22 protein-coding genes and 1 riboswitch are annotated in these 24,091 nt (G+C 73.5%); of the genes, 10 read left to right on the plus strand and 12 right to left on the minus strand.

Annotated elements, in window-relative coordinates; all coding sequences use genetic code 11:
• Position 1 precedes the first annotated feature (1 nt).
• Both NOO62_RS09650 and NOO62_RS09655 read right to left on the minus strand, forming a co-directional pair.
• Positions 2–187, minus strand: coding sequence for a hypothetical protein (locus NOO62_RS09650; protein ID WP_150166335.1), 186 nt, complete (start codon positions 185–187; stop codon positions 2–4).
• A gap of 11 nt (positions 188–198) precedes the next feature.
• Positions 199–684, minus strand: coding sequence for an Asp23/Gls24 family envelope stress response protein (locus tag NOO62_RS09655; RefSeq protein ID WP_268770471.1), 486 nt, complete (start codon positions 682–684; stop codon positions 199–201).
• Positions 685–792: 108 nt separating this feature from the next.
• Here NOO62_RS09655 and NOO62_RS09660 point away from each other — a divergent pair, with 108 nt between their 5' ends.
• Positions 793–1,527 (plus strand): nucleopolyhedrovirus P10 family protein, encoded by a 735-nt coding sequence (locus NOO62_RS09660; protein ID WP_268770472.1) that lies wholly within the window; start codon positions 793–795, stop codon positions 1,525–1,527.
• A 17-nt stretch (positions 1,528–1,544) separates the two neighbouring features.
• Here the strand turns inward: NOO62_RS09660 and NOO62_RS09665 are convergent, their stop codons facing one another.
• The 4 genes from NOO62_RS09665 to NOO62_RS09680 form a co-directional block, all read right to left on the minus strand.
• Positions 1,545–2,348 (minus strand): enoyl-CoA hydratase/isomerase family protein, encoded by an 804-nt coding sequence (locus NOO62_RS09665; RefSeq protein WP_268770473.1) that lies wholly within the window; start codon positions 2,346–2,348, stop codon positions 1,545–1,547.
• A 134-nt stretch (positions 2,349–2,482) separates the two neighbouring features.
• The gene (locus NOO62_RS09670) at positions 2,483–2,704 is read right to left on the minus strand and encodes a helix-turn-helix domain-containing protein (RefSeq protein ID WP_055550175.1); all 222 of its coding nucleotides are present in this window, start codon (positions 2,702–2,704) and stop codon (positions 2,483–2,485) included.
• 354 nt (positions 2,705–3,058) lie between these two features.
• On the minus strand, positions 3,059–4,657 hold the full coding sequence (locus tag NOO62_RS09675; protein WP_268770474.1) for an ABC-F family ATP-binding cassette domain-containing protein: 1,599 nt from the start codon (positions 4,655–4,657) through the stop codon (positions 3,059–3,061).
• Between the two features lie 121 nt (positions 4,658–4,778).
• Positions 4,779–5,534, minus strand: a complete 756-nt coding sequence (locus NOO62_RS09680; protein WP_268770475.1) for a hypothetical protein — start codon at positions 5,532–5,534, stop codon at positions 4,779–4,781.
• 225 nt (positions 5,535–5,759) lie between these two features.
• Here NOO62_RS09680 and NOO62_RS09685 point away from each other — a divergent pair, with 225 nt between their 5' ends.
• Positions 5,760–6,650, plus strand: coding sequence for a neutral zinc metallopeptidase (locus tag NOO62_RS09685; protein ID WP_268770476.1), 891 nt, complete (start codon positions 5,760–5,762; stop codon positions 6,648–6,650).
• A gap of 28 nt (positions 6,651–6,678) precedes the next feature.
• Here NOO62_RS09685 and NOO62_RS09690 read toward each other — a convergent pair whose 3' ends face one another.
• The 3 genes from NOO62_RS09690 to NOO62_RS09700 form a co-directional block, all read right to left on the minus strand.
• The gene (locus NOO62_RS09690; RefSeq protein ID WP_268770477.1) at positions 6,679–8,130 is read right to left on the minus strand and encodes a hypothetical protein; all 1,452 of its coding nucleotides are present in this window, start codon (positions 8,128–8,130) and stop codon (positions 6,679–6,681) included.
• Positions 8,131–8,231: 101 nt separating this feature from the next.
• On the minus strand, positions 8,232–9,368 hold the full coding sequence (locus NOO62_RS09695) for an alpha/beta hydrolase (protein ID WP_268770478.1): 1,137 nt from the start codon (positions 9,366–9,368) through the stop codon (positions 8,232–8,234).
• A gap of 10 nt (positions 9,369–9,378) precedes the next feature.
• Positions 9,379–10,122, minus strand: coding sequence for a class II aldolase/adducin family protein (locus NOO62_RS09700; protein ID WP_268770479.1), 744 nt, complete (start codon positions 10,120–10,122; stop codon positions 9,379–9,381).
• 236 nt (positions 10,123–10,358) lie between these two features.
• Between NOO62_RS09700 and NOO62_RS09705 the strand changes: the two genes are divergently transcribed.
• The 7 genes from NOO62_RS09705 to NOO62_RS09735 all read left to right on the plus strand — a co-directional run bounded on the left by NOO62_RS09705 (position 10,359) and on the right by NOO62_RS09735 (position 18,787).
• Complete coding sequence (locus NOO62_RS09705) at positions 10,359–11,657, plus strand: inorganic phosphate transporter (RefSeq protein WP_268770480.1); 1,299 nt, start codon at positions 10,359–10,361, stop codon at positions 11,655–11,657.
• A 12-nt stretch (positions 11,658–11,669) separates the two neighbouring features.
• Entirely contained in the window at positions 11,670–11,894 is a 225-nt protein-coding gene (locus tag NOO62_RS09710) for a hypothetical protein (RefSeq protein ID WP_268770481.1), read from the plus strand.
• A 148-nt stretch (positions 11,895–12,042) separates the two neighbouring features.
• A riboswitch (cobalamin riboswitch) is annotated at positions 12,043–12,182 on the plus strand.
• Positions 12,183–12,218: 36 nt separating this feature from the next.
• Positions 12,219–13,175 carry a cobalamin biosynthesis protein gene (locus NOO62_RS09715; protein WP_268770482.1) on the plus strand — a complete coding sequence of 319 codons (957 nt, stop codon included), beginning with the start codon at positions 12,219–12,221 and terminating at the stop codon, positions 13,173–13,175.
• Positions 13,172–14,710, plus strand: coding sequence for a cobyric acid synthase (locus NOO62_RS09720; protein ID WP_268770483.1), 1,539 nt, complete (start codon positions 13,172–13,174; stop codon positions 14,708–14,710). Before NOO62_RS09715 ends, NOO62_RS09720 begins: the two co-directional genes overlap by 4 nt.
• Entirely contained in the window at positions 14,707–16,794 is a 2,088-nt protein-coding gene (locus NOO62_RS09725) for a putative cobaltochelatase (protein WP_268770484.1), read from the plus strand. Before NOO62_RS09720 ends, NOO62_RS09725 begins: the two co-directional genes overlap by 4 nt.
• Positions 16,794–17,402 (plus strand): cob(I)yrinic acid a,c-diamide adenosyltransferase, encoded by a 609-nt coding sequence (gene cobO, locus NOO62_RS09730; protein ID WP_268770485.1) that lies wholly within the window; start codon positions 16,794–16,796, stop codon positions 17,400–17,402. Before NOO62_RS09725 ends, cobO begins: the two co-directional genes overlap by 1 nt.
• Positions 17,396–18,787 (plus strand): cobyrinate a,c-diamide synthase, encoded by a 1,392-nt coding sequence (locus NOO62_RS09735; RefSeq protein ID WP_268770486.1) that lies wholly within the window; start codon positions 17,396–17,398, stop codon positions 18,785–18,787. Before cobO ends, NOO62_RS09735 begins: the two co-directional genes overlap by 7 nt.
• Before the next feature lie 14 nt (positions 18,788–18,801).
• Here NOO62_RS09735 and NOO62_RS09740 read toward each other — a convergent pair whose 3' ends face one another.
• A complete protein-coding gene (locus NOO62_RS09740; protein ID WP_268770487.1) occupies positions 18,802–19,533 on the minus strand; it encodes a ZIP family metal transporter in 732 nt (243 codons plus the stop codon).
• 73 nt (positions 19,534–19,606) lie between these two features.
• Here NOO62_RS09740 and cobC point away from each other — a divergent pair, with 73 nt between their 5' ends.
• On the plus strand, positions 19,607–21,061 hold the full coding sequence (cobC, locus tag NOO62_RS09745) for an Rv2231c family pyridoxal phosphate-dependent protein CobC (protein ID WP_268770488.1): 1,455 nt from the start codon (positions 19,607–19,609) through the stop codon (positions 21,059–21,061).
• A 543-nt stretch (positions 21,062–21,604) separates the two neighbouring features.
• On the opposite strand, the gene NOO62_RS09750 is transcribed toward cobC, so the two are convergent.
• Positions 21,605–22,483, minus strand: coding sequence for an SCO1860 family LAETG-anchored protein (locus NOO62_RS09750; RefSeq protein ID WP_268775541.1), 879 nt, complete (start codon positions 22,481–22,483; stop codon positions 21,605–21,607).
• Between the two features lie 466 nt (positions 22,484–22,949).
• Entirely contained in the window at positions 22,950–24,047 is a 1,098-nt protein-coding gene (locus tag NOO62_RS09755) for an amidohydrolase family protein (RefSeq protein ID WP_268770489.1), read from the minus strand.
• Positions 24,048–24,091: the final 44 nt, after the last annotated feature.

A 24,091-nucleotide genomic window follows, 5' to 3' on the forward strand; every position in this document is an offset into this window, starting at 1 on the left:
CTCACCGCCGCCGGTCGCCGCGGGTGCGGAAGAACTCGCCGGGTTCCAGGTCTCCGTCGAGGAACTTGCCGGCGACGAAGCCGATGGCACCCAAGGCTGCCACCAGCAGGAACGCCCCGAATCCGCCGAAGTATCCGGCGAAGCCCAGAGCCATTCCCGCGATCATGCCGATCACGGCCATACTCATGTGCGCGCTCCCTACTGAAGGCGTCCTTGTTGCTCGTCGTCTTCCTCGTCGGGCAGCTTCACGTCGCTCACCGCGATGTTGACCTCGACGACCTCAAGGCCGGTCATGCGCTCGACGGCCGTGATCACGTTCTCCCGTACGTCCTGGGTGACGTCCACGATCGCGACGCCGTACTCCACGACGATCTCCAGGTCGAGCGCGGTCTGCACCTCGCCGACCTCGGCCTTCACACCGCGCGACACGGACTTCGAGCCGCCGGGCACGCGGTCGCGCACGGCGCCGAAGGTCCGGGCGAGCCCGCCGCCCATCGCGTGCACGCCGTCGACGTCACGCGCGGCGAGACCGGCGATCTTCTCTACGACGCCGTCCGCGATGGTGGTGCGGCCCCGGCTGCCGGGATCACCGCCTCCCCGTCCGGGCGCGGACCGCGCCGTGCTCTCCTCCGGGGAGTCCTTCTCCAGCGTCTGCGACGCCTTCCGCTGTCCGGTGTCGGTCATGGCCGTCCCGTCCCTTTCGAAAGGGGAACTGCCCGAGTGGGGCTGCTTCTCCGCCCACATTAAGCGCGGCCCCGCGCCCGCGCGCCCGGGATGCGGCAGGCTGGGGACATGACGGGCGAGGGTTGGACGCAGGCGGTGCGCCGGCAGCTGGGGCTTGGCCGGGTGCTGCCGCTGGGCGGTGCCGCGGACGGCGTGTGGGTGACGGAATCGGCGGTGGACGGCGCGTTGCGCCAGATGGCTGAGCGGGTTCCCGGGGTGCGGCTCGGCACGGTGCGCGTCGCGTTGGCGGCGCCGGACGAGGCGGGGGTCCCTGCGGTACCGGCGCCGCCGAGCGCGCTGCCGCCCGGGCCGCTGCGGATCACCGCGGAGTTCGCCGCCGTCGCGGGCGAGCCGCTCCCCGCGGCGGCGGACCGGCTGCGCGCGGCGCTGTCGGAGGCGGCGAAGGGACTGGGTCTGGCCGCCGGCGAGGTGGACCTGAAAGTGACGGCGCTCCTCGACGAGGCGGACGCGACGGACGAGGTCCACCCTCGGCGGACCGACGATCCCCCGCACTCACCCCCGGAGCACCCCGCGGCCGAGGGCGCCGACACCGACGAGGCACGTGCCGAACGGGCCGCCCTGTCGGTCCCCGGAGTGACACGCCTGACCGGCGTCCTGGGCCGCGCCGTCCACATCGAGGAGCCCCCGGCGACGGACACGCTGCCGCGCCGCCACGCGCGCGTGGAACTCGCGACGGACCGCGAGCACCGCGCCCTGGACGTGGCACTCGCGGTCCGCACAGCGGTCGGCGCGGCCCTGCCCGACCGTCCGACGGTGGCGGTGCTGGTCACCGAGGTGCGGTAGGCACGCCGCGCGGGGGGTCAGTCGCCGAGGCCCGCGAGGTCCCGCAGGCGGCGGCCCTGGGCGGCGCGTTCGGCGACGCGCTGGTCTTCGTAGGAGCGGCCCACCGCGCCCTGCAGCAGGGCCTTCGTCTCGATGACCGCGTCGCGGGGCGCGGCGACGAGCGCGGCGGCCAGGTCCGTGGCGGCGGCTTCGAGCTGGTCGGCGGGCACGACGAGGTTGGCGAGGCCCACCCGCTCGGCCTCGTTCGCGTGGACGAAGCGCCCGGTGGCGCAGATCTCCAGCGCGCGGGCATAACCGACGAGCCCCACCAGCGGGTGTGTGCCGGTGAGGTCGGGGACCAGGCCCAGGCTGGTCTCGCGCATGGCGAACTGCACGTCGTCCGCCGCGATCCGCAGATCGCAGGCGAGCGCGAGCTGGAAGCCCGCGCCGATGGCGTGGCCCTGGACGGCGGCGACGGACACGATGTCGCTCCGCCGCCACCAGGTGAACGCTTCCTGGTACTCGGTGATCGTGGCGTCGAGAAGACCGTCCTCACCGCGTGCCAGATCGATGAAGGACGGTTCGCCGTCGAAGCCCTCGGGCGTGAACGCCTGCCGGTCGAGGCCCGCGGAGAAGGACTTGCCCTCCCCGCGCAGCACCACGACGCGGACACTGCCAGGCAACAGCTGACCGGCCTCGACCAACGCCCTCCACAGCGCGGGAGATTGGGCGTTGCGCTTGGCCGGATTGGTCAGCGTCACCGTGGCGACGGCCTCGTCGATGGTGAGGCGTACGCCGTCCTTGTCGAGAACCGGTGCGAGCTCGCTGTCGGACGAAGCCATGGGTGCCTCCGATGGGGATGCGGTCGGGCCGGACGCCGGGAGCGCCCGTAAGTGACTGCACAGTAACCACCCGGCCGGTCAGCCGACCGACCGGGTGGTCACCATCGGACCATGGGACAGCGTGCCGCCTGCCGTCAGCCGGCGGCGGCCTTCTTGCCTCGCGTCGCCCCGCCGCGTCCCCGCAGCGTGACGCCGGATTCGCTGAGCATGCGGTGCACGAAGCCGTACGAGCGGCCGGTCTCCTCGGCCAACGCCCGGATGCTCGCACCGCCGTCGTACTTCTTCTTCAGGTCTGCCGCGAGCTTGTCGCGCGCGGCGCCGGTTACCCGGCTGCCCTTCTTCAGAGTCTCGGCCACCCGTGCCTCCTCGTGGGAAGTGCGCTCTGGACTTCTCATGATCACCCCTCTCGGGCTTCCTGGCCACCCATTCGACAAGGTCCGTACGGCGGGGTTCGTCCCTTCGGGGACGGACATCACGAGCGGAGTGAATGATTCCGCGCGTCGCTCCGCGTACGACGGAACGGGGAGAACGGCGAATCCCCAGGTCAGCGCCGCGACCGTCAACGTGGCGTGCCTTGTCGCAGCTCAGCGCGGAAATCCGTGTATGCCACACCTCGGTACGAGTCCGGCTCACACAGATGAGGGATCACGGATCGGCCGAATGATCCATACCCAGTGGATCAGTCATTCGATCAAGCGCGGTGGACGGTCTCAGGCGAGGGCGACCAGGTCCGCGTAGTCCTGGCCCCACAGGTCCTCGACACCGTCCGGCAGCAGGATGATCCGCTCCGGCTGGAGGGCCTCGACGGCGCCCTCGTCGTGCGTGACGAGGACGACGGCTCCCTTGTAGGTGCGCAGCGCGCCGAGGATCTCCTCGCGGCTCGCCGGGTCGAGGTTGTTCGTGGGCTCGTCGAGGAGGAGGACGTTGGCCGAGGAGACGACGAGGGTCGCGAGGGCGAGCCGGGTCTTCTCGCCGCCGGAGAGCACACCGGCGGGCTTGTCGACGTCGTCGCCGGAGAAGAGGAACGAGCCGAGCGTCTTGCGCACCTCGACGAGGTCGAGGTCGGGCGCGGCCGAGCGCATGTTCTCCAGGACCGTGCGCTCGGGGTCGAGCGTCTCGTGCTCCTGCGCGTAGTACCCGAGCTTCAGGCCGTGGCCCTCGATGACCTGGCCGGTGTCGGGCTTCTCGGCACCGCCGAGGAGCCGGAGCAGCGTGGTCTTGCCCGCGCCGTTGAGGCCGAGGATGACGACGCGCGAGCCCTTGTCGATGGCGAGGTCGACGTCGGTGAAGATCTCCAGCGAGCCGTACGACTTCGAGAGGCCCTCGGCCATCAGCGGCGTCTTGCCGCACGGCGAGGGCTCGGGGAAGCGCAGCTTGGCGACCTTGTCGTTCTGGCGTACCGCCTCGAGGCCCGCGAGGAGCTTGTCGGCGCGCTTGGCCATGTTCTGCGCGGCGACGGTCTTGGTGGCCTTGGCGCGCATCTTGTCGGCCTGCGAGTGCAGCGTCGCGGCCTTCTTCTCGGCGTTCTGGCGCTCGCGCTTGCGGCGCTTCTCGTCGGACTCGCGCTGCTGCTGGTAGAGCTTCCAGCCCATGTTGTAGACGTCGATCTGGGCGCGGTTGGCGTCCAGGTAGAAAACCTTGTTCACGACGGTCTCGACGAGGTCGACGTCGTGGGAGATCACGATGAAGCCGCCGCGGTACGTCTTCAGGTAGTCCCGCAGCCAGACGATCGAGTCGGCGTCGAGGTGGTTGGTCGGCTCGTCGAGGAGGAGCGTGTCGGCGTCCGAGAACAGGATGCGGGCCAGCTCGATACGGCGGCGCTGACCACCGGAGAGCGTGTGCAGGGGCTGGCCGAGCACGCGGTCCGGGAGGTTGAGCGCGGCGGCGATGGTGGCGGCCTCGGCCTCGGCGGCGTACCCGCCCTTGGTGAGGAACTCCGTCTCCTGGCGCTCGTACTGCTTGAGGGCCTTCTCACGGGTGGCGCCCGCGCCGTTCGCGATGCGCTGTTCGTTCTCGCGCATCTTGCGGATCAGTACGTCGAGCCCGCGCGCGGAGAGGATGCGGTTGCGGGCGAGCACGTCGAGGTCGCCGGTGCGGGGGTCCTGCGGGAGGTAGCCGACCTCTCCGGAGCGGGAGATCGTGCCGCCCGCGGGGGTGCCTTCACCCGCCAGACACTTGGTGAGGGTGGTCTTGCCCGCGCCGTTGCGGCCGACGAGGCCGATGCGGTCGCCCTTCGCGATGCGGAAGGTGGCGTTCTCGATGAGGATGCGGGCGCCGGCGCGCAGCTCGATGCCGGAAGCGGTGATCACGGGGTTCTCCTGAAACAGAGTGGACGGCGAGAGGGACGACTGAGGTGCTCAGGACCGGTGTCTATGCCGTCCAACTGAGGAGAGGTGCTGCCATGACAACCAGTCTAACGGCCCGTCGCAACTAGTTTTGCGGGCCGTCGGCGCCGCCGGGACCCGGCCGGAGGTCTCCGTTGCCCAGCGGAGTGCGGCCCGGAACGATTCTGCCGTAGTCGTCCACCGCGACGACCTGCGCGGTCCAGGCCGCGGCCGGGCCCGTGCAGGGCTGAGCGACCAGGAGCGCCCCGCCCCGGCGGACGGCGCGTGCAGGTGCGAAGGCGCAGCCGGTCTTCGCGGGCAGCACCCAGCGCAGGTCGCCGTCCGCGGTGCGGTAGGCGGCGATGCGGTGCGGGGTGACGACGGCGAGCATGCCGGCGTCGGCGGTGAGCGGCTGCAGGACCCCGGCGCCGCCGCGGGCGTCCGGGGTGCGCAGCCAGTCGGCGCCGGCGGGGACGGCGCGGTGCCAGCGCACGGAGTCGCCGTCGGTCCGCGCGGTGTCGGTGACGAGGCCGTCGCTCCAGAGCGTGAAGGCGTGGCCCGGCGCGGGCAGGAGCGTCACGGGACGCCGTCCCGCGCGGGTGTACGTCCAGCGGGGGGCGCCGCTCTCCTTGTCGTACGCCTGGACGGCCCGGCCCGTCGCGCGCAGCACGGGTTCCCGGTCGGGCCGGGCGTCGTCCACGCGCGCGTGGACGATGAGCCGGTCTCCGTAGGGGGCGGGCCGCGAGTGGTGGGCGGCGGTGATGAGGGGCAGGGCGAGCACGGCGAGGGCCACGGGCAGCGCGATGCGCGTGCCCCGGCGGACCGTGGCGTGGCTTGTCGCGCCGAGCGGCAGAGCGGCCATGACGCCCCCTTCGGTACCACTGCCCATGGTCAGGCGCAGAGCGTAGCCGCGAGGGTCGTGGTGGCCGCCGCGCCGCGGGGCGACACGGCGCGGGGAGCGGTCCGTGTCCCCCGTTCGGACCCTTCTCCGGGGCTCGGCGGGGGCGGGCACATCAGGATGAAGTGGCCGGTAGCTCGGTGCGGGACGGCGTGTGCCGTTCCGGATGCGCGGCAGAGGGGTGCGCCCATGCAGTTCGACGACGACGCCGACCTGGACACCTCGGAGGTGCAGGATGTGCGCGGCAGTCGGATCCCCGGCGGCCGGGCGACGGTGGGCGGCGGCATCGCCGGCCTGATCGCCCTGCTCCTGGGGCTCTTCTTCGGGGTCGGCCCCGACCAGCTGGGGCTCTCGTCCGGCAACGAGGAGCCCGCGGCCACCTCCTCCTCCCTCGCGCAGGTGCAGCAGAGCTGCCACAAGGGGCGGGACGCGAACAGCAAGGAGGACTGCCGCATCGTGGCGGTGGTCAACAGCGTCCAGGACTTCTGGCGTCCGGAGTTCCAGCGCAGGGAGGGCACGTACTCCCCCGCGCGGACCATCCTGTTCACCGGCCGGGTCGGCACCGCCTGCGGCACCGCCACGTCGGCGGTCGGCCCGTTCTACTGCCCCGGTGACCGGAAGGTCTATCTGGACCTGGACTTCTTCGACGACCTGCGGACCAAGTTCGGGTCGAGCGGCGGGCCCTTCGCGCAGGCGTACGTCGTGGCGCACGAGTACGGGCACCACGTGCAGAACCTGATGGGCACCCTGCAGCGCTCCCAGGACGGCCGCACCGGCCGGGACAGCAACGCCGTGAAGGTCGAGCTGCAGGCCGACTGCTACGCCGGGGTGTGGGCGCGGCACGCGACGCGCAGCCCGGACGACCGTACGGGCAAGCCGCTGATCAGCAGCCTCGACGACAACGACATCCGCGACGGCCTTGACGCGGCGGCCGCGGTGGGCGACGACCGCATCCAGGAGAAGTTCCAGGGCCGGGTCACCCCGGAGTCCTGGACGCACGGCTCGGCCCAGCAGCGCCAGCAGTGGTTCTACGAGGGCTACCGCACCGGCGACATGGGCCGGTGCGACACGTTCCGCTGAGGCGTTCGCGGCTGGGGAGCGCTACGGCTCACTCGCCGCCGGTGTGGACCTGGAAGGCCGCCCGGCGCACGGCCTTGGCGAGCGCCGGGTCGGGGTGGGCCGCCGCGAGGGCGACGAGGACCTGCACGGTGCGCGGGTGCCCGATGCGGCGGACCTCGTCGAGGAGGGCGGGGACCGTGGGCTGGACCGCCGACTCCAGGTGCCGGACGAGGAGATCGGCCTCTCCGTGGTCGGCGACGGCGGCCGCGGTGTCGACCCAGAGCCAGGTGGACTCCTCGCGGGTCAGCACGAGGTGGACGTCCTCCGGGTCGGCGCCCTCCTGCTCGGCGAGCCACAGCAGGGCGTAGGGCCGCAGGGAGGGTTCCGTGACGATGGCCCTGACGTCCGCCTCGGCCGGTGCGCCGACGACGCGCAGCGCCTCGAAGGCGAGGCCGCGCAGCAGGGCGTCCTCGCCGCGTGCGGCGGTGAGGAGGTCGGTGACGGCGCTGCCGACGGGGCGGGCGGCGAGCCAGGCGCGGTATTCGGCGCGGGCCGCGTTGGGGCGCAGGCGTGCGCAGCCGCGCAGCATGTCCTCGGCGGACTGCTCGAAGTGCCCGGCGGGGCTCTGTGCGGCGACGCAGATCTGTTCCAGCTTGACCCAGACCGCCCAGCTGCCGAGCGGGGTGAGCGTGGCCTGTCCGTCGGCGCAGGTGAGCGCTCCCACGGCGGCGAGGCCGTGCAGGGCCCAGTCGAGGAGGGCGGCGAGCGGGGCCTCCTGCGGGGCCTCGGCGGGGGCTTCCGGTTCCGGGCCGTGCGCGATCTCGCAGCGTTCGGTGCGCAGTTCCGTGACGCGCTGGTCCAGGAGGTCGAGGAGCTGCGGCACGGGGACGGGGCCCGCCGACAGCTGGAGGAGGGAGAGGACCTGCGGCATGGCCTCGACGGTCTCCGCGACGGCCGCGGGGGCGAGGTCGTCGGGCGCCGGGTGGGCGAGCGACCAGGCGTCGAAGAGGGCGACCCAGCCGCGCAGTACGGCGGTGTCGTCGCGGTCCCACACGCGCAGCCGCCAGCCGGGGCGTGCGCTGTCGCCGTGGACCTCGATGAGGCCGGAGAGGCGGGCGGTGTCCCAGTCGGCGCGGACCTGAGCGGGGGTCAGTCCCAGTTCCTGGGCGGCCCGTTCGGCGGTGGCGTCGGAGAGGGTGCCCTTGCCGTCGGGGGCCGCGCCGGTGCCGCCGGGGCCCGGGCGCAGGGCCGCGTCGGCCCAGCGGGCGACCCGTGCGGAGGCGGCGAGGACGGCTCGTGCGCCCCGCGCGAGCTCCGCGGGGGCGGGTGTGCCCTCCGGCGGGCGGGGCGCGGGACGGCGCGTGCGGCGGTTGCCCATCGCGCCGGGCGCGGCGGACAGGGGCCGTGCTGGGTCGCGCCGGGCCTCTCCTCGCTCTTCGGCCCTCTGGCGGGGCGCGCGGACAAGTCGGAGCCTGGAGTCGCGCGGGGTACGGGACGTCACAGGAGCAGTCTTCCTGTTGACGGTCCGAAAACCCAAACGGAATGGCGGCGCAGGCCTTCGAAGGCGGTGTGCGACGGGCGTGCGGGAGGGGCTTCGAAGGGTCACATCAGCGGGGTGAGGAAGCGGCGCAGCACCTCTTCGTAACCCGCCGGGTCCGCGTTCCACATGGCGCCGTGCGGCGCGTCCGGAACGGGGTGCAACGTGACCAGGTCCGGGCGCCGTTCGGCCATCCGGCGGGAGAAGGCCCAGGGGGCGACGGTGTCGTCGGGTCCGTGCACGACGAGGGTGGGCACCCTCAGCGCGTCGGGTCCCGCGGACGCCAGGATCCGGTCGCCGCGCAGACCCGTGCGCCCCTGTGCCGCACGGACCGCAAGCGGAAGGAGGGGTCCCGGGGTGCGCCGGGCGCCGGCGAGGGCCCGCAGGGTGACCTCCCAGTTCAGTACCGGCGAGTCGAGGACGAGGCCGCTGATGCGGTCGCGGAGCGCGGAGTGCGCGGCGGCGTGCAGGCACATGGCGGCGCCCGTGGACCAGCCGTGCAGGACGACGCGCTCGGCGCCGTTGCGCACGGCGTGGCGGATGGCGGCGTCCAGGTCGCGCCACTCGGTCTCGCCGAGGTGGCCGAGGCCGTCCGGGGAGCGGGGCGCGCCGAGGTCGCCGCGGTAGGCGAGGTCGAGGACGGGGACCCGCAGGCGGTTCAGGAAGTCCATGACGACCATGGGGTGCTCGCGGGTGGTGCCGAGGCCGTGCACCGTGATGACCCAGGTGTCCCGCGCGGCGGGCACGAACCAGGCGGGCAGGCCGCCGAGTTCGCCGGGGATGACGACGTCGGTGTGGTCGAGGCCGAGTGCGGTGCGCGGGTCGCCGATGTGGACCTGGGGGGTGAGCCAGACGCGGGCGCCGGGTTCCAGGACGCCGTGGGTGACGGCTTCGAGGCGGCGTACGACGGTGTCGGCCTCGTGCGGGGCGGACTCCAGGACGGGTCCGACGACGGCGTGGGTGCCGTTGCCGCTCAGGCCGTACGTGCCGGGGCGCAGGCTCGCCAGGGCGCGGGTGAGGCTGATCTGGCCCGCGGCCGTGGCGTGCACGGTGAGGCGGGGCTCGGTGGGCAGGGGTCGGCCCGCGGGCGCCTTGAGGGCGGCGTCGCTGGCGAAACGGCCCGCCGCGATGGCGGCCGCGGCCGTCCCCAGGGCGGCTGTTACTGCGGTGACGGCCGCTGCCGTCGCTTTGGCTGGGCGCACCGTCCCAGTGTTATGGGCGGAGGGCTCCGGGGCCAGTGGGCGGTGTCCCCGGGGTGACCGGATCACTCCGGTGCTGGCCGTACCCCTTCAGCCGGTCTTCCGCTTCGCGCAGCTGGGAGGGGGACAGGAGGGTCGGGGCGCGGCCGGGGACCGCGGCGGCCGTGAGCCAGAGGCGGGACATCCATTCCAGCTGTGCGGTGCGGTCGTACGCCTGGGAGAGGGTGTCTCCGTAGGTGACCGTTCCGTGGTTCTGGAGGAGGCATCCCGTGCGGTCGCGCAGGGCGCCGAGCATGTTCTCGGCCAGCTCCTCGGTGCCGTACAGCGCGTAGGGCGCGACGCGGGGCGGGCCGCCGAGGATGCCGGTCATGTAGTGCACGGCGGGGAGCTCCGGGACCAGCATCGAGACGGCCGTGGCGTGCACCGCGTGGGTGTGGACCACGGCGCGCGCGGAGGTGTTGCGGTAGATCGCGAGGTGCATGGGCAGCTCGCTGGTCGGCGAGAGGTCACCGAGGAGCTGCCGTCCTTCGAGGTCGACGCCGACCGCGTCCTCGGGGCGCAGCCGGTCGTACGGCACTCCGCTCGGGGTGACGAGGACGGTGCCGCCGACGCGTATGGAGACGTTGCCGGAGGTGCCGACGACCAGGCCGTCCGTGACCGTCCTGCGGGCCGTCCCGACGAGTTCGCCCCAGGCTTCCCCGATGGCGTCGCCGTTGCCTTCGTCCCCGTGCTGCCGCTGCTGCCGCTGCTCAGTCATGCGGCGATCCTGCCAGGGGGCGGCGCGGCGGCGGCCGCCGGATGGCGGAGCACGACATTCCGCCCGGTTTGCGGGCCCCCCTCCCCCGCTCCTTACGATTGCTGTCGTACACCTGGAACGCGCGAGGTGAGGGCACTCCGCTTCGGGTCACCGCACCGCCCGGCCCAGTTCACTTTCCGTTCACCCGGATTGCCTACGTTCAACCTGCCACTGACGTCCAACAGAAGCCTGGGTAAATGGAACACATCACGCTTCTCCTCGGGATCGTGATCGTTACCGCTCTCGTGTTCGATTTCACGAACGGTTTCCACGACACTGCCAACGCGATGGCGACGACCATCTCGACCGGCGCTCTGAAGCCCAAGACGGCGGTGGCCATGTCCGCCGTGCTCAACCTCGTCGGCGCCTTCCTCTCGGTGGAAGTCGCCAAGACGATCTCCGGCGGCATCGTCAATGAGGACGGCCTCAAAACAGAGGTCATCTTCGCCGCGCTCGTCGGCGCGATTCTGTGGAACCTCCTGACGTGGCTGGTGGGCCTGCCCTCCAGCTCCTCCCACGCCCTCTTCGGCGGCCTCATCGGCGCCGCGGTCATGTCGATGGGCTGGTCGTCGATCAACGGCGGCACCGTCGTCACCAAGATCCTGATCCCGGCCGTCGCGGCCCCGCTCGTGGCGGGCATCGCCGCGACGCTGGCCACGCGCCTGACGTACCGCATCGGCCGCAACACGGACCAGAAGGCCACCGCCAAGGGGTACCGCGCGGGCCAGATCGCCTCCGCGGGCCTCGTCTCGCTGGCGCACGGCACGAACGACGCGCAGAAGACCATGGGCATCATCACGCTCGCCCTCATCACGGGCGGCGCCCTGAACCCCGGCGCCAACCCCCCGATGTGGGTCATCGTCTCGGCCGGTGTCGCCATCGCGCTCGGCACGTACCTCGGCGGCTGGCGCATCATCCGCACCATGGGCAAGGGCCTCACCGACCTCGCGCCGCAGCAGGGCTTCGCCGCCCAGACCAGCGCCGCGACGGCGATCCTCGCCTCCTCGCACATCGGCTTCTCCCTCTCCACCACGCAGGTCTGCTCCGGCGCCGTGATGGGCGCGGGCCTCGGCCGCAAGGGAGGCGTCGTCCGCTGGTCGACCGCGACCCGCATGTTCGTCGCGTGGGGCCTGACCCTGCCGGCCGCCGGTCTGGTCGGCGCGGGCGCCGAGTTCCTCACCAAGCAGGGCCCCTGGGGCATCGCGGTCACGGCCGCGCTCCTCATCGGCGGCTCGGCCGTCATCTGGGTGCTCTCGCGGCGCAACGCCATCGACCACACCAACGTCACCGACGACGAGTTCCGCGCGGACGGGAACACTCCGGCCGCCGAGCCCGCGGGCGTCGTGACCACCGCGATCGCCGCCGTCACGCCGCCCCCCGCGGGCACCCTGGCCGCCTCGCCCGTCCCGGACGAGACCGTCAAGGCCGGCGTCTCGGCCCCGACCACGACCACGACCGGCGCCATGGCGGACCCCGCCCGGCCCGCGACGGTGTAAGGACAGATCAGCATGAACATCGACTGGGCGGCTCTCGGCTCCGTCTTCGGCGTCAGCCTCGCGGTGACGGTGGCCCTGGTGGGCCTCTTCACCCTCGGCATCGTCGGCCTCTCCCAGCAGGAGAGGGCGACCACCGCCTCCGGCGGCTCGGCGGCCATGGCGCGCACCGGCGCGTACGCCTGCTTCGCGCTGTGCGCGGCGGCCGTGGCGTACGGGATCTATCTGATCGTCGCCTGACGGCAGCGTTTTCCCGGAGGGGCGCGGAGCGTGCGAAACGCTCCGCGCCCCTCCTGCGTGCGGGCCGCGTGTGTGGACCCGCCGGTGGACCCGCCTGTGGGTCCCAACACACTCTCCCGTCGCAGGTCAACAGCGAGTTGACGGGCGTTCGCGGGGCGTGGTGGACTGCCCGGGCCAACTACGGCGGCAGAAGAGGAAGCCGGTGCGAATCCGGCGCGGTCCCGCCACTGTCACCGGGGAGCCACTCCCCGGAAGCCAGGAACTCTCGCCGCCGATACACGTCGAACCAGGGCGCGGACACCCTGAGTGAGGACACACAACGCCATGAGTGCCGATCGCGATTTCGCGTACGGCGCCGCCGCCGGATTCCTCGGTGACCTGCTGCTCGGCGATCCCCGCCGGGGCCATCCGGTCGCCGTATTCGGGCGGGCGGCGGACGCCGTCGAACAGGTGCTGTGGCGGGACCACCGCGGGTGGGGCGCCCTGCACGCCGCGGTGTGCGCCGGGGGCGCGGCAGGTGCCGCCGCGCTGACTTCCGCTCTCGTACGCCGCTCCGCCGCAGGACGCGCCGGAACCGTGGCGCTCACCGCCGCCGCGACCTGGGCCGTGCTCGGCGGAACCTCGCTGGGCCGCGAGGCACGGGCCGTCGGCGGGGCGCTGGAGGCCGGCGACATCGAGGTCGCCAGGGAGCGGCTGCCCCATCTGTGCGGGCGGGACCCGCAGGCCCTGGACGCCGACGGGATCGCGCGGGCCGTCGTGGAGTCCGTCGCCGAGAACACCTCGGACGCCGTGGTGGGAGCGCTCGTGTGGGGCGCCGTCGGCGGCGTGCCGGGGCTCGTCGCCTTCCGTGCCGTGAACACCCTCGACGCGATGGTCGGCCACAAGTCCGCGCGCTACCGGCGCTACGGCTGGGCCTCCGCGCGCCTCGACGACGTCCTCGGCTGGCCGGGGTCGCGGCTCACCGCCGCGCTGGCCGTGCTGGCGGGCGACGCACCTTCCGGTGCGGTGCGCGCCTGGCGCTCCGACGCCGCGAAACACCCGAGCCCCAACGCCGGTCCCGTCGAGGCCGCCTTCGCGGGGGCTTTGGGCGTACGCCTCGGGGGGACCCTCTCGTACGCGGGACGGGTCGAGCACCGGCCCGTACTCAACGCGGACGGGCGCGACGTACACGTGCGGGACATCGAGCGCGCGGTGCGGCTGTCCCGGCGGGTGAGCCGGCTGGCTCTCGGCGTCGCCGTCGTCTCGGGCGTCGCCCGACTGAGGTCAAGGAGAGCTTCGTGAGCGGTGGACTGCTCGTCGCCGGAACCACGTCGGACGCCGGGAAGAGCGTCGTCACCGCCGGCATCTGCCGGTGGCTGACGCGCAAGGGTGTGTCCGTCGCGCCGTTCAAGGCGCAGAACATGTCCCTCAACTCCTTCGTGACCCGCGAGGGCGCCGAGATCGGGCGCGCGCAGGCCATGCAGGCGCAGGCCGCCCGCGTCGAGCCGAGCGCGCTGATGAACCCCGTGCTGCTCAAGCCGGGCGGCGACCGCTCCAGCCAGGTCGTCCTCATGGGCAAACCCGTGGGCGAGATGAGCGCGCGCGGCTACCACGGGGGGCGTCAGGCGGCGCTGCTCGACACCGTCGTGGGCTGCCTCGAAGAGCTCCGGAGCACGTACGACGCCGTGATCTGTGAGGGCGCGGGCAGCCCCGCCGAGATCAATCTGCGGCGCACCGACATCGTGAACATGGGCATCGCGCGGGCCGCCCGCTTCCCCGTGCTCGTGGTCGGGGACATCGACCGCGGCGGGGTCTTCGCGTCGTTCTTCGGGACGACGGCGCTGCTGAGCGCGGCCGACCAGGGGCTGGTCGCCGGGTACCTCGTCAACAAGTTCCGCGGCGACGTCTCCCTCCTCGAACCCGGACTCGACATGCTGCTCGGTCTCACCGGGCGGCGCACGTACGGCGTGCTGCCGTTCCAGCACGGGCTCGGCATCGACGAGGAGGACGGCCTGCGGGTGTCCCTGCGGGGCGCCGTGCGCGAGTCCGTCGTCGCCCCGCCCGTCGGCGATGACGTACTGCGCGTCGCCGTGTGCGCCGTGCCCCTGATGTCCAACTTCACCGACGTGGACGCGCTGGCCGCCGAACCCGGCGTCGTCGTGCGGTTCGTGGACCGTGCCGAAGAACTCGTCGACGCCGACCTCGTGGTGGTGCCCGGCACCCGCGGCACGGTGAAGGCCCTGCGGTGGCTGCGCGAGCGCGGCCTCGCGGACGCCCTGGCGCGCCGCGCCGCCGAAGGGCGCCCGGTGCTCGGCATCTGCGGCGGCTTCCAGGTCCTCGGCGAGCACATCGAGGACGAGGTCGAGTCGCGGGCCGGCTCCGTCGACGGGCTCGGGCTGCTGCCGGTGCGGGTGCGGTTCGCCCGCGAGAAGACTCTCGCCCGGCCGGTGGGCGAGGCGCTCGGCGAGCCCGTCGAGGGGTACGAGATCCACCACGGCGTCGCCGAAGTCACGGGCGGCGAACCTTTCCTGGACGGCTGCCGGGTCGGCGAGGTGTGGGGCACGCACTGGCACGGGTCGCTGGAGAGCGACGCGTTCCGGCGCCGGTTCCTCACCGAGGTCGCCCGCGCGGCGGGCCGCCGCTTCGTGCCCGCCCCCGACACCAGCTTCGGCACGCTCCGCGAGGAGCAGCTCGACCTGCTGGGCGACCTGATCGAAGAACACGCCGACACGGACGCGCTGTGGAGGCTCATCGAGCAGGGCCCGCCGGCGGGCCTGCCGTTCATCGCGCCCGGAGCACCGCCGGCAGCACCAGAACGCACCAAGGAGGCTCTGTGAGTACCCCGTATCCGTTCACCGCCCTCGTCGGGCAGGACGACCTGCGGCTCGCGCTCTTGCTGAACGCCGTATCGCCCGCCGTGGGAGGCGTGCTCGTACGGGGAGAGAAGGGCACCGCCAAGTCCACCGCCGTGCGCGCGCTCTCCGCGCTGCTGCCGGAGGTGCCGGTCGTCGCCGGATGCCGCTTCTCGTGCGACCCGGCGGCCGCCGACCCCGACTGCCCCGACGGCCCGCACGAGTCGGCCGGTGCCACCGCGCGCCCCGCGCGCATGGTCGAGCTGCCGGTCGGTGCCTCCGAGGACCGGCTCGTCGGCGCCCTCGACATCGAGCGGGCCCTCGCGGAGGGCGTGAAGGCCTTCGAGCCCGGACTGCTCGCCGACGCGCACCGCGGCATCCTGTACGTGGACGAGGTCAACCTCCTCCACGACCACCTGGTCGACCTGCTGCTCGACGCGGCCGCGATGGGCGCCTCGTACGTGGAGCGCGAAGGCGTGTCCGTGCGGCACGCCGCGCGGTTCCTGCTCGTCGGCACGATGAACCCCGAGGAGGGCGAGCTGCGGCCGCAGCTGCTCGACCGGTTCGGTCTCACCGTCGAGGTGGCCGCGTCCCGCGAGACGGACCAGCGCGTCGAGGTCGTACGGCGACGGCTCGCGTACGACGACGACCCCGAGGGCTTCGCGGGGCGCTGGTCCGAGGACGAGTCGGCGCTGCGCGACCGGGTCGTGGCGGCCCGTGCGCTGCTCCCTCAAGTCGTCCTCGGCGACGCGGCGTTGCGGCAGATCGCGGCGACCTGCGCGGCGTTCGAGGTCGACGGGATGCGCGCGGACATCGTGATGGCGCGCACGGCGACGGCGCTCGCCGCGTGGGCGGGCCGCACCGACGTCCTCAGCGAGGACGTGCGCCAGGCCGCGCTGCTCGCCCTGCCGCACCGCAGGCGCCGCAACCCCTTCGACGCGCCCGGACTCGACGAGGACAAGCTCGACGAGACGCTGGAGGACGCGCGCGAGGACGAGGAGCCCGAGCCCCCGGAGGGTGACGACGACCCGGACGGGGGCGGCGGTCCGGACGGTGACGGACCCGACGGAGGCGGCGGGCAGCCCCCGGCCGACGGCCCCGACTCCCCCGAGCTGCCCTCGCAGAACCAGGGCCAGGACACGCGCGACACTCCGGACACCGACGACGCACCGGCCCCCGAGGAGCCCGCCCCCACGGCAGGCGCCCCCTCCGGCCCCGGCGAGCAGCAGGCCGTGCGCGCCGCCGAGCCGTTCCGCACCAAGATGCTGAGCGTGCCCGGCATCGGCGAGGGCGCCGCGGGGCGGCGTTCGCGCGCCCGCACCGAGCACGGCCGCACCACGGGTTCGCGGCGCCCCCGCGGCGCCCTGACCAAGCTGCACCTGGCGGCCACCGTGCAGGCCGCGGCCCCGCACCAGAAGGCGCGCGGGCGCTCCGGCGCCGGTCTCGTCGTACGCCGTGACGATCTGCGGCAGGCGACGCGGGAGGGCCGCGAGGGCAACCTCGTGCTGTTCGTGGTGGACGCCTCCGGGTCGATGGCTGCGCGGCAGCGGATGAGCGCCGTCAAGGGCGCCGTGCTCTCGCTCCTCCTCGACGCCTATCAGCGGCGCGACAAGGTGGGGCTCGTGACGTTCCGCGGCGCGGAGGCGGAGGTGGCGCTGCCGCCGACGTCGTCGGTGGACGCGGCGGCCGCCCGCCTGGAAAAGCTGCCGACCGGCGGGCGCACCCCGCTGGCCGCGGGTCTGCTGAAGGCGCACGACGTGCTGCGCGTCGAGCGGTTGCGGGACGCCGCGCGGCGTCCGCTGGTCGTCGTCGTGACGGACGGGCGGGCGACCGGGGGCGTGGAGCCGGTGGCCCGCGCGGGCCGTGCGGCCCGGCTGTTCGCGGCCGACGGCGTCGCCTCGGTCGTCGTGGACTGCGAGTCGGGTTACGTACGGCTCGGCCTCGCGGGACAGCTCGCGGGCGAGCTCGGCGGGACGGTCGTGACGCTCGACGAGCTGCGGGCGGACTCGATCGCCGGTCTCGTCAAGGACGTACAGGGAATGAACTCGCCTTCCAGGAGGGCCGCTTAATGCCGCAGGGACAGCCGAGCGTCGTGCCGGACGACGGTCTCACGACGCGCCAGCGCCGCAACCGTCCGCTCGTCTTCGTCCACACGGGCGTCGGCAAGGGCAAGTCGACCGCCGCGTTCGGGCTCGCGCTGCGGGCCTGGAATCAGGGGTGGCCGATCGGTGTCTTCCAGTTCGTGAAGTCGGCGAAGTGGAAGGTCGGCGAGGAGAACGCGCTGAAGGTCCTCGGAGCCACGGGTGAGGGCGGCACGGTCGCCTGGCACAAGATGGGCGAGGGCTGGTCGTGGATCCAGCGCGCCCCCGCCGAGGGCGAGTCGACCAACGAGGACAAGGCCCGTGAGGGCTGGGAGCAGGTCAAGCGTGACCTCGCGGCGGAGACGTACAAGCTGTATGTCCTCGACGAGTTCGCCTACCCCATGCACTGGGGCTGGATCGACACGGACGAGGTCGTTCAGGTCCTGCGCGACCGCCCCGGGACGCAGCACGTCGTCATCACCGGCCGCAACGCTCCGCAGAAGCTGATCGACTTCGCCGACCTGGTGACCGACATGTCGAAGATCAAGCACCCGATGGACGCCGGGCAGAAGGGCCAGAGGGGCATCGAGTGGTAGCTCGTCTCGTCATCGCGGCGCCGTCGTCGGGCAGCGGCAAGACGACCGTCGCGACGGGCCTGATGGCCGCGTTCTCGGCGGCCGGGCTCGCCGTCTCCCCGCACAAGGTCGGGCCCGACTACATCGACCCCGGCTACCACGCGCTGGCGACGGGGCGGCCCGGCCGCAACCTCGACGCGTACCTGTGCGGGCCCGACCTGGTCGCGCCGCTCTTCGCGCACGGCGCCGCCGGGTGCGATCTCGCCGTGGTCGAGGGCGTGATGGGGATGTACGACGGGGCCGCCGGACAGGGCGAGCTGGCCTCCACGGCCCACGTCGCGAAGCTGCTGCGGGCGCCGGTCGTCCTGGTCGTCGACGCGTCGTCGCAGTCGCGGTCGGTGGCGGCGCTGGTGCACGGCTTCGCGTCGTGGGACCCGGAGGTGCGGGTCGCGGGCGTCATCCTGAACAAGGTGGGCTCGGACCGGCACGAGTCGCTGCTGCGGGAGGCGCTGGACGAGTCGGGGGTGCCGGTGCTCGGTGCGCTGCGCCGGGCGGCGCAGGTGCAGACGCCTTCGCGGCACCTGGGGCTCGTGCCGGTGGCCGAGCGGCGGGGCGACGCGGTGGAGTCGGTGGCGGCGCTGGCTTCGCGGGTGCGGGAAGGGTGCGACCTGGACGCCTTGCTCGCGCTGGCGCGCAGTGCGCCTTCGCTGTCCGGTGAGGCGTGGGATCCGGTTGCGGCCGTGTCACCGGCTTCGCCGAGTCCGTCCTCGAGCGCCGGACGGGCTGAATCGTCCGCCACGCCGGAGAGGCCGCTCGTCGCCGTTGCCGGTGGGCCCGCCTTCACCTTCTCGTACGCCGAGCACGCCGAGCTGCTCGCCGCCGCCGGAGCCGACGTCGTCACCTTCGACCCCCTCCACGACGAGCAACTGCCCGACGGGACCGCCGGGCTGGTCATCGGGGGCGGGTTCCCCGAGGTGTACGCGCCGGAGTTGTCCGCCAACGACGTGCTGCGGAAGGCCGTCGCCGAGCTCGCCCGCTCGGGGGCGCCCGTCGCGGCCGAGTGCGCGGGGCTGCTCTACCTCTCCCGTGAGCTGGACGGGAAGCCGATGTGCGGGGTGCTTGACGCCGGGGCGCGGATGTCGGAGCGGCTGACGCTCGGGTACCGCGAGGCCGTCGCCGTGTCGGACAGCGTCCTCGCGGCGGTGGGGACGCGGATGCGGGGCCACGAGTTCCACCGCACCGTCATGGAGCCGGGTGCAGGCCCCGTACCCGCCTGGGGCCTGCACCGGCCCGAGCGGCGCGTCGAAGGCTTCGTACAGGGCAACGTGCACGCCAGTTACCTGCACACGCACTGGGCCGCGGAGCCGGGCGTCGCGCGCCGGTTCGTCGAGCGGTGCACGCCGTGAGCACGGGCGGCGGCTCAGCCCGCGATGCCCACCACCAGCCAGATGAACGCCGCGCCCGCCACCGTGCACAGCAGGGTCGAGCGGGCCGGGTGGTCGTGGTGCGCCTCGGGCAGGATCTCCGCCGCCGCGAGGTAGAGCAGCGCGCCGCCGAAGAAGCCCAGATAGCTGCCGAGCAGTTGCTCCGGAATGGTGAACAGCAGCGTCGACGCGGCGCCCACCACCGGGGCCACCGCGTCCGCGAACAGCATCGCGAGCGCCTTGCGGCGGGCGTTCCCGTACAGGCTGGTGAGCGTGTACGTGTTGAAGCCGTCCGCGAAGTCATGGGCGACGACGGCCAGCGCCACGGCCACACCCATGCCGCCGCCCACCTGGAAGGCCGCGCCGATCGCGACGCCGTCCATCACGCTGTGCCCGACCATCGCCGCGGCGGCGGTCAGTCCCACCTCGGGCACCCGTCCGCCCTCGTGCTCGTCGGCGCCGTGCGCGGCCTGGCGACCGGCGAGGAGCCGTTCCACCAGATGGGCGACGAGGAAGCCGGCCACGAACAGGAGCAGGGCCGCCGGTACGCCGAAGACGGGGTCGCCCGCGGCGTCCAGCGCCTCCGGCAACAGGTCCAGGCCGACGACCCCGAGCATGAGGCCGCCCGCGAGCCCCAGGACGAGGTGGCGCCGGTCGGTGACCCGCTGGGCCGTCCAGCCGCCCACCAGGGTCATGAGAAAGGCGCCGAGCGCCACGAACACCGCCATGGCCCCTTGCTAGCCGATTGACCCCCTGCTCCGCACATCCACCGCCCCCACCCCACACGAAAGGATCCACTCCATGGAGGACGTCGTGCTCGTCGTCGGCGTCGGCGCCTGCGAGGACGCCCCGGTGGAGGAGGTGCTCGGCCTCGTCCGGGACACGGTCCGCGAAGCGGGCCTCTCCGAGGGGGCGGTCGCCGAGCTGGCGACGGTCGACGTGAAGGGCGCGGAGCCGGGGATCGTCGGGGCGGCGGCGCGGCTCGGGGTGCCGCTCGTGACGTACACGGCGGCAGAGCTGTCGGACGTGACGGTGCCGAACCCGACCGCGCGGTCCCGTGCCGCGGTGGGCACGCCTTCCGTGGCGGAGGCGGCGGCACTGCGGGGCGGCGGCGAACTCCTCGTGCCCAAGCGGAAGTCGGCGCCCGCGGGGCGTCCGGCGATGGCGACGTGCGCGGTCGCGGCCCGCCCGCGGGGCACGGCCGCCGCTTCCTTCGATCTACGTCACCACGGGGACGCGGAGGTACGGGACGACGGCGCGGACCTCACCGATCTCGCCGTCAACGTACGGTCCGACACTCCCCCGGCGTGGCTCAAGGAGCTCATCGCCGCGTCCCTCGACGATCTGGCGGCCTACCCGGACGGCCGGGAGGCGCGTGAGGCGGTGGCGGCGCGTCATGGCCTCGCCCCGGACCGCGTGCTGCTCACGGCGGGCGCGGCGGAGGCGTTCGTGCTCCTGGCCCGCGCGCTGAAGGTCCGTCACCCGTACGTCGTCCACCCCCAGTTCACCGAGCCCGAGGCCGCGCTGCGGGATGCGGGGCACGAGGTGGGCCGGGTGCTGCTGCGCGAGGAGGACGGCTTCCGGCTGGATCCGGCGGCGGTGCCGGAGGAAGCCGACCTGGTGGTCGTCGGCAATCCCACGAATCCGACGTCCGTACTCCACCCGGCCGCGTCGATTGCTCAACTGGCGCGCCCGGGACGGGTGTTGGTGGTCGACGAGGCGTTCATGGACGCCGTGCCGGGTGAGCGGGAGGCGTTGGCGGGGCGTACGGACGTGCCTGGACTCGTCGTCCTGCGCAGCCTCACCAAGACGTGGGGGCTCGCGGGGCTGCGGATCGGTTACGTCCTCGCCGACCCCGAGACGATCGGCGCCCTCGCGCAGGCGCAGCCGCTGTGGCCGGTGTCGACGCCCGCGCTCGTGGCGGCGCGGGCGTGTGTGGGGCCTCGGGCGCTGGCGGAGGCGGGGCATGCGGCGCACCGGGTCGCCTCGGACCGCACGCATCTCCTCGCCGGTCTCGCCGAGTTGGCTCCCCTCGGGGTCCGCGTGGTGGGGCCCGCGGAGGGGCCCTTCCTGCTGGTGCGGGTGCCGGGGGCGGCGGCGGCCGGGGTGCGGGAGCGGCTTCGGGGGCGGGGGTTTGCTGTGCGGCGTGGCGATACGTTTCCTGGCCTGGGGCCTGACTGGGTTCGACTTGCCGTCCGCGATCGGGGCACGTCGTCCGAGTTCCTTGTGGCGTTGGCGGGGGTGTTGCGGGGGTAGGGGTGTGGGGGGTGCGGTGTACCGCTGCGCTGGGGTGGGGTGGGGGCCTCAAGCCCGCCGCTCCGCGGCGGATCACTCCCACCCACCCACCCGTTCACCCCGCGACGTCCCGCGGGAGTACGGGCCCGACCGTTCCCCCGTGACGCGCCGCGAGGGTACGGGCCCGACCGTTTGCCCCGCGACGCGCCGCGGGGCAGGAGCGCAAAACCCGCCGCTCCGCGGCGGGATCACTCCCACCCACCCACCCGTTCACCCCGCGATGTGTGGTGGGGGTAGGGGCGGGCGGGTGACCCGGTCACCCCGTGACGCACTGCGGGAGTAGGGGTGGGTGGGCGGCCTGTTGACACCCGCTACGTCCCACCGGGGTATGGACGACTGGGCGGTCCGGTCACCCCGCGACGTGCCGCGAAAACAGGGACGGGTGGGCGGTCCGTTCACACTGCCGCGTCCCACCGGGGTAGGACGACTGGGCGGTCCGGTCACCCCGCGGCGTGCCGCGGGAGTAGGGGCGGGTCAAGAGGCCCGCCCCGTCCCCGGGGGTGGCTAACCCCTGCTGCGGCGCGCCAGCGTCACCGCTCCGCCTCCCGCCAGCAACAGCACCACCGCGCCGCCCGCCACGTACGGCGTCATCGAGTTGCCGCCCGTCTCCGCGAGGTTCGCCTCCGTTGCGGGCTCGACCGGGGCTTTCGGCTTGCCCTGCGGCTGCTCGCCGGACTCCTTCGGCGGCGTCACCCCCACCGGCGTCTCGCATCCCGCCCCGGCCAGCGTCACCGTGCCCGTCACCTCGGCGACGTTCAGCTTCAGCGGGTTCACGGACACCGTGAGTTCCAGCGCCGACGCCGCCGCCGTACGCGACGTCGTGTGCGTCTTGGAAAGGGCGAGGGTGACCTCGCCGACCCCCGGCACCTTCACCTCCGTCGTGCCCTTCGCCGTGAGCGTGACCTTCTTGCCGAGCACGGTCACCGCGCCCAGCAGATTCGATTCGGCGACCGGGCGTTCACCCTCCGCGCAGACGGCCTTGGAGGTGACCTGCTCCACCTCGATGAGGGAGAGGAGCGGGAGCCCCGGCACGTGCATCTTGGCGCGTGCGATGTTGCTGTAGCCCCGGGCCGTGCCGCCCCGCACCGTCGCCTTCGCCGTGGCGACGTCCGCGCGCAGGACGCTGAACGGCCGCCCGCCGTCGACGCCGTCGAGCCTGGCGGACAGCGCGGTCTTCTCCGCGCTCGCGGGGGCCCGCACCTCGTTGAGGGCGACCTTGAGCGGGATGTTCACGGTCTTGTTGAGCAGGGCGACGTTCAGGCCGGTGCGCAGCACGACGGCGTCGGCCCGCCCGCCTTTGTGGCTGTCGCCTCCCGTCGCCTGCGCGGACCCCGCACCTGCGAGGGCCGCGGGACCGGCGGCCAGCGCGGTGGCGACAGCGATGACGGAGAGGCGGCGGGCGGGCGTGCGGAGGGGGCGGAAGGGACGGGAGGGGCGGAAGGGGCGGAAGGGGGCGCTGAAAGTGTGGTGGGAGGTGGGGTTGGAGGTGTGGCTAGAGGTGTGGCTGTTCACTGTGGTGGGACCTCACGAGAGACGCGGGCCACCGGGCGCGCACGCCACATGGGGGACATCACGTGCGCGCCGATGGCGTCGTCCGACATCGACGTAGGACGACGCGGGAATCTTTACGCACACAGAGTGAACGGTCAGCAACCTGACGTGAGTTCACTCCAACGGGACATTTCCGTCCCTGCATTCGAATCCCACGGCACAGGCGTTCCCAGGGAGCACCCCAGCAACAGTCCGGGCTCGACACCAGCGCGCCCCCTCCCCCTCGGGGGCCACGCCCAACGAGCCGCGCCGCCCCCACGTAACGCCCAGGTCAACCCGTCGCCCACACCCCAGAGCCTCAGCCCACCACCAGCCCGTTCAGCACGACCCTGCGGGGCGCGCCCAGCACGCGCACGTCGTCCCGCGGGTCCGCCTCGTACACCACGAGGTCCGCCGGCGCGCCCTCCGTGAGCCCCGGGCGGCCGAGCCACTCCCGCGCACCCCAGGTCGTCGCCGAGAGCGCGTCCAGCGCGGGGATGCCCGCGCGGGTCAGCTCGACGATCTCCGCCGCCACCAGGCCGTGCGGCAGGGAGCCGCCCGCGTCGGTGCCCGCGAAGACGGGGATGCCCGCGTCGTACGCGGCCCGCACCGTGTCGTAGCGGCGTGCGTGCAGTCGGCGCATGTGGTCCGACCAGCGCGGAAACTTCTTCTCGCCGCCCGCGGCGAGGTCCGGGAACGTGGCGATGTTGACGAGCGTGGGGACGATCGCGACGCCGCGCTCCGCGAAGAGCGGGATCGTGTCCTCCGTGAGGCCCGTCGCGTGCTCGATGCAGTCGATGCCCGCCTCGACCAGGTCGCGCAGCGAGTCCTCGGCGAAGCAGTGGGCGGTGACGCGGGCCCCGAGGCGGTGCGCCTCCGCGATGGCCGCCCGCACCGCGTCGCGGGGCCAGCACGCCGTGAGGTCGCCCGCGTCGCGGTCGATCCAGTCGCCGACGAGCTTGACCCAGCCGTCGCCGCGCCGGGCCTCCTGTGCGACGTACGCGACCAGTTCGTCGGGCTCGATCTCGTGGGCGTAGTTGCGGATGTAGCGGCGGGTGCGCGCGATGTGGCGGCCCGCGCGAATGATCTTCGGGAGGTCGTCGCGGTCGTCCGTCCAGCGGGTGTCGGACGGCGAACCCGCGTCGCGCAGGAGGAGGGCGCCGATCTCGCGGTCGGTGAGCGCCTGCTTCTCCGCGGTGTCCGCGTCGACGGGTCCGTGCGCGTCCAGGCCCACGTGGCAGTGGGCGTCGACCAGGCCGGGCAGGGTCCAGCCCTCGACCGTGCGGACGTCGTCGGCGGCGGTGCCGACGGGGCGGTCGTAGGTCACCCTCCCCCCGACCACCCACAGTTCGTCCCGTACGTCGTCGGGCCCGACGAGCACCCGACCCTTCACGTGCAGCACCGCGTGATCGCTCATGGCAGCAGCTTAGGAGGCACTCGGAACGCCCGATACGGGGCCGG

Origin of the sequence: Streptomyces sp. Je 1-369 (assembly GCF_026810505.1) — a bacterium.
Lineage (GTDB): Bacteria > Actinomycetota > Actinomycetes > Streptomycetales > Streptomycetaceae > Streptomyces.

Excerpts from the sequence above, each read along its gene's own strand:
- NOO62_RS09650 (WP_150166335.1), bottom strand. The coding sequence starts at position 187 with ATGAGTATGGCCGTGATCGGCATGATCGCGGGAATGGCTCTGGGCTTC.
- NOO62_RS09655 (WP_268770471.1), bottom strand. The coding sequence starts at position 684 with ATGACCGACACCGGACAGCGGAAGGCGTCGCAGACGCTGGAGAAGGAC.
- NOO62_RS09660 (WP_268770472.1), top strand. The coding sequence starts at position 793 with ATGACGGGCGAGGGTTGGACGCAGGCGGTGCGCCGGCAGCTGGGGCTT.
- NOO62_RS09665 (WP_268770473.1), bottom strand. The coding sequence starts at position 2,348 with ATGGCTTCGTCCGACAGCGAGCTCGCACCGGTTCTCGACAAGGACGGC.
- NOO62_RS09680 (WP_268770475.1), bottom strand. The coding sequence starts at position 5,534 with ATGGCCGCTCTGCCGCTCGGCGCGACAAGCCACGCCACGGTCCGCCGG.
- NOO62_RS09685 (WP_268770476.1), top strand. The coding sequence starts at position 5,760 with ATGCAGTTCGACGACGACGCCGACCTGGACACCTCGGAGGTGCAGGAT.
- NOO62_RS09700 (WP_268770479.1), bottom strand. The coding sequence starts at position 10,122 with ATGACTGAGCAGCGGCAGCAGCGGCAGCACGGGGACGAAGGCAACGGC.
- NOO62_RS09705 (WP_268770480.1), top strand. The coding sequence starts at position 10,359 with ATGGAACACATCACGCTTCTCCTCGGGATCGTGATCGTTACCGCTCTC.
- NOO62_RS09710 (WP_268770481.1), top strand. The coding sequence starts at position 11,670 with ATGAACATCGACTGGGCGGCTCTCGGCTCCGTCTTCGGCGTCAGCCTC.
- NOO62_RS09715 (WP_268770482.1), top strand. The coding sequence starts at position 12,219 with ATGAGTGCCGATCGCGATTTCGCGTACGGCGCCGCCGCCGGATTCCTC.
- cobO (WP_268770485.1), top strand. The coding sequence starts at position 16,794 with ATGCCGCAGGGACAGCCGAGCGTCGTGCCGGACGACGGTCTCACGACG.
- NOO62_RS09740 (WP_268770487.1), bottom strand. The coding sequence starts at position 19,533 with ATGGCGGTGTTCGTGGCGCTCGGCGCCTTTCTCATGACCCTGGTGGGC.
- cobC (WP_268770488.1), top strand. The coding sequence starts at position 19,607 with ATGGAGGACGTCGTGCTCGTCGTCGGCGTCGGCGCCTGCGAGGACGCC.
- NOO62_RS09755 (WP_268770489.1), bottom strand. The coding sequence starts at position 24,047 with ATGAGCGATCACGCGGTGCTGCACGTGAAGGGTCGGGTGCTCGTCGGG.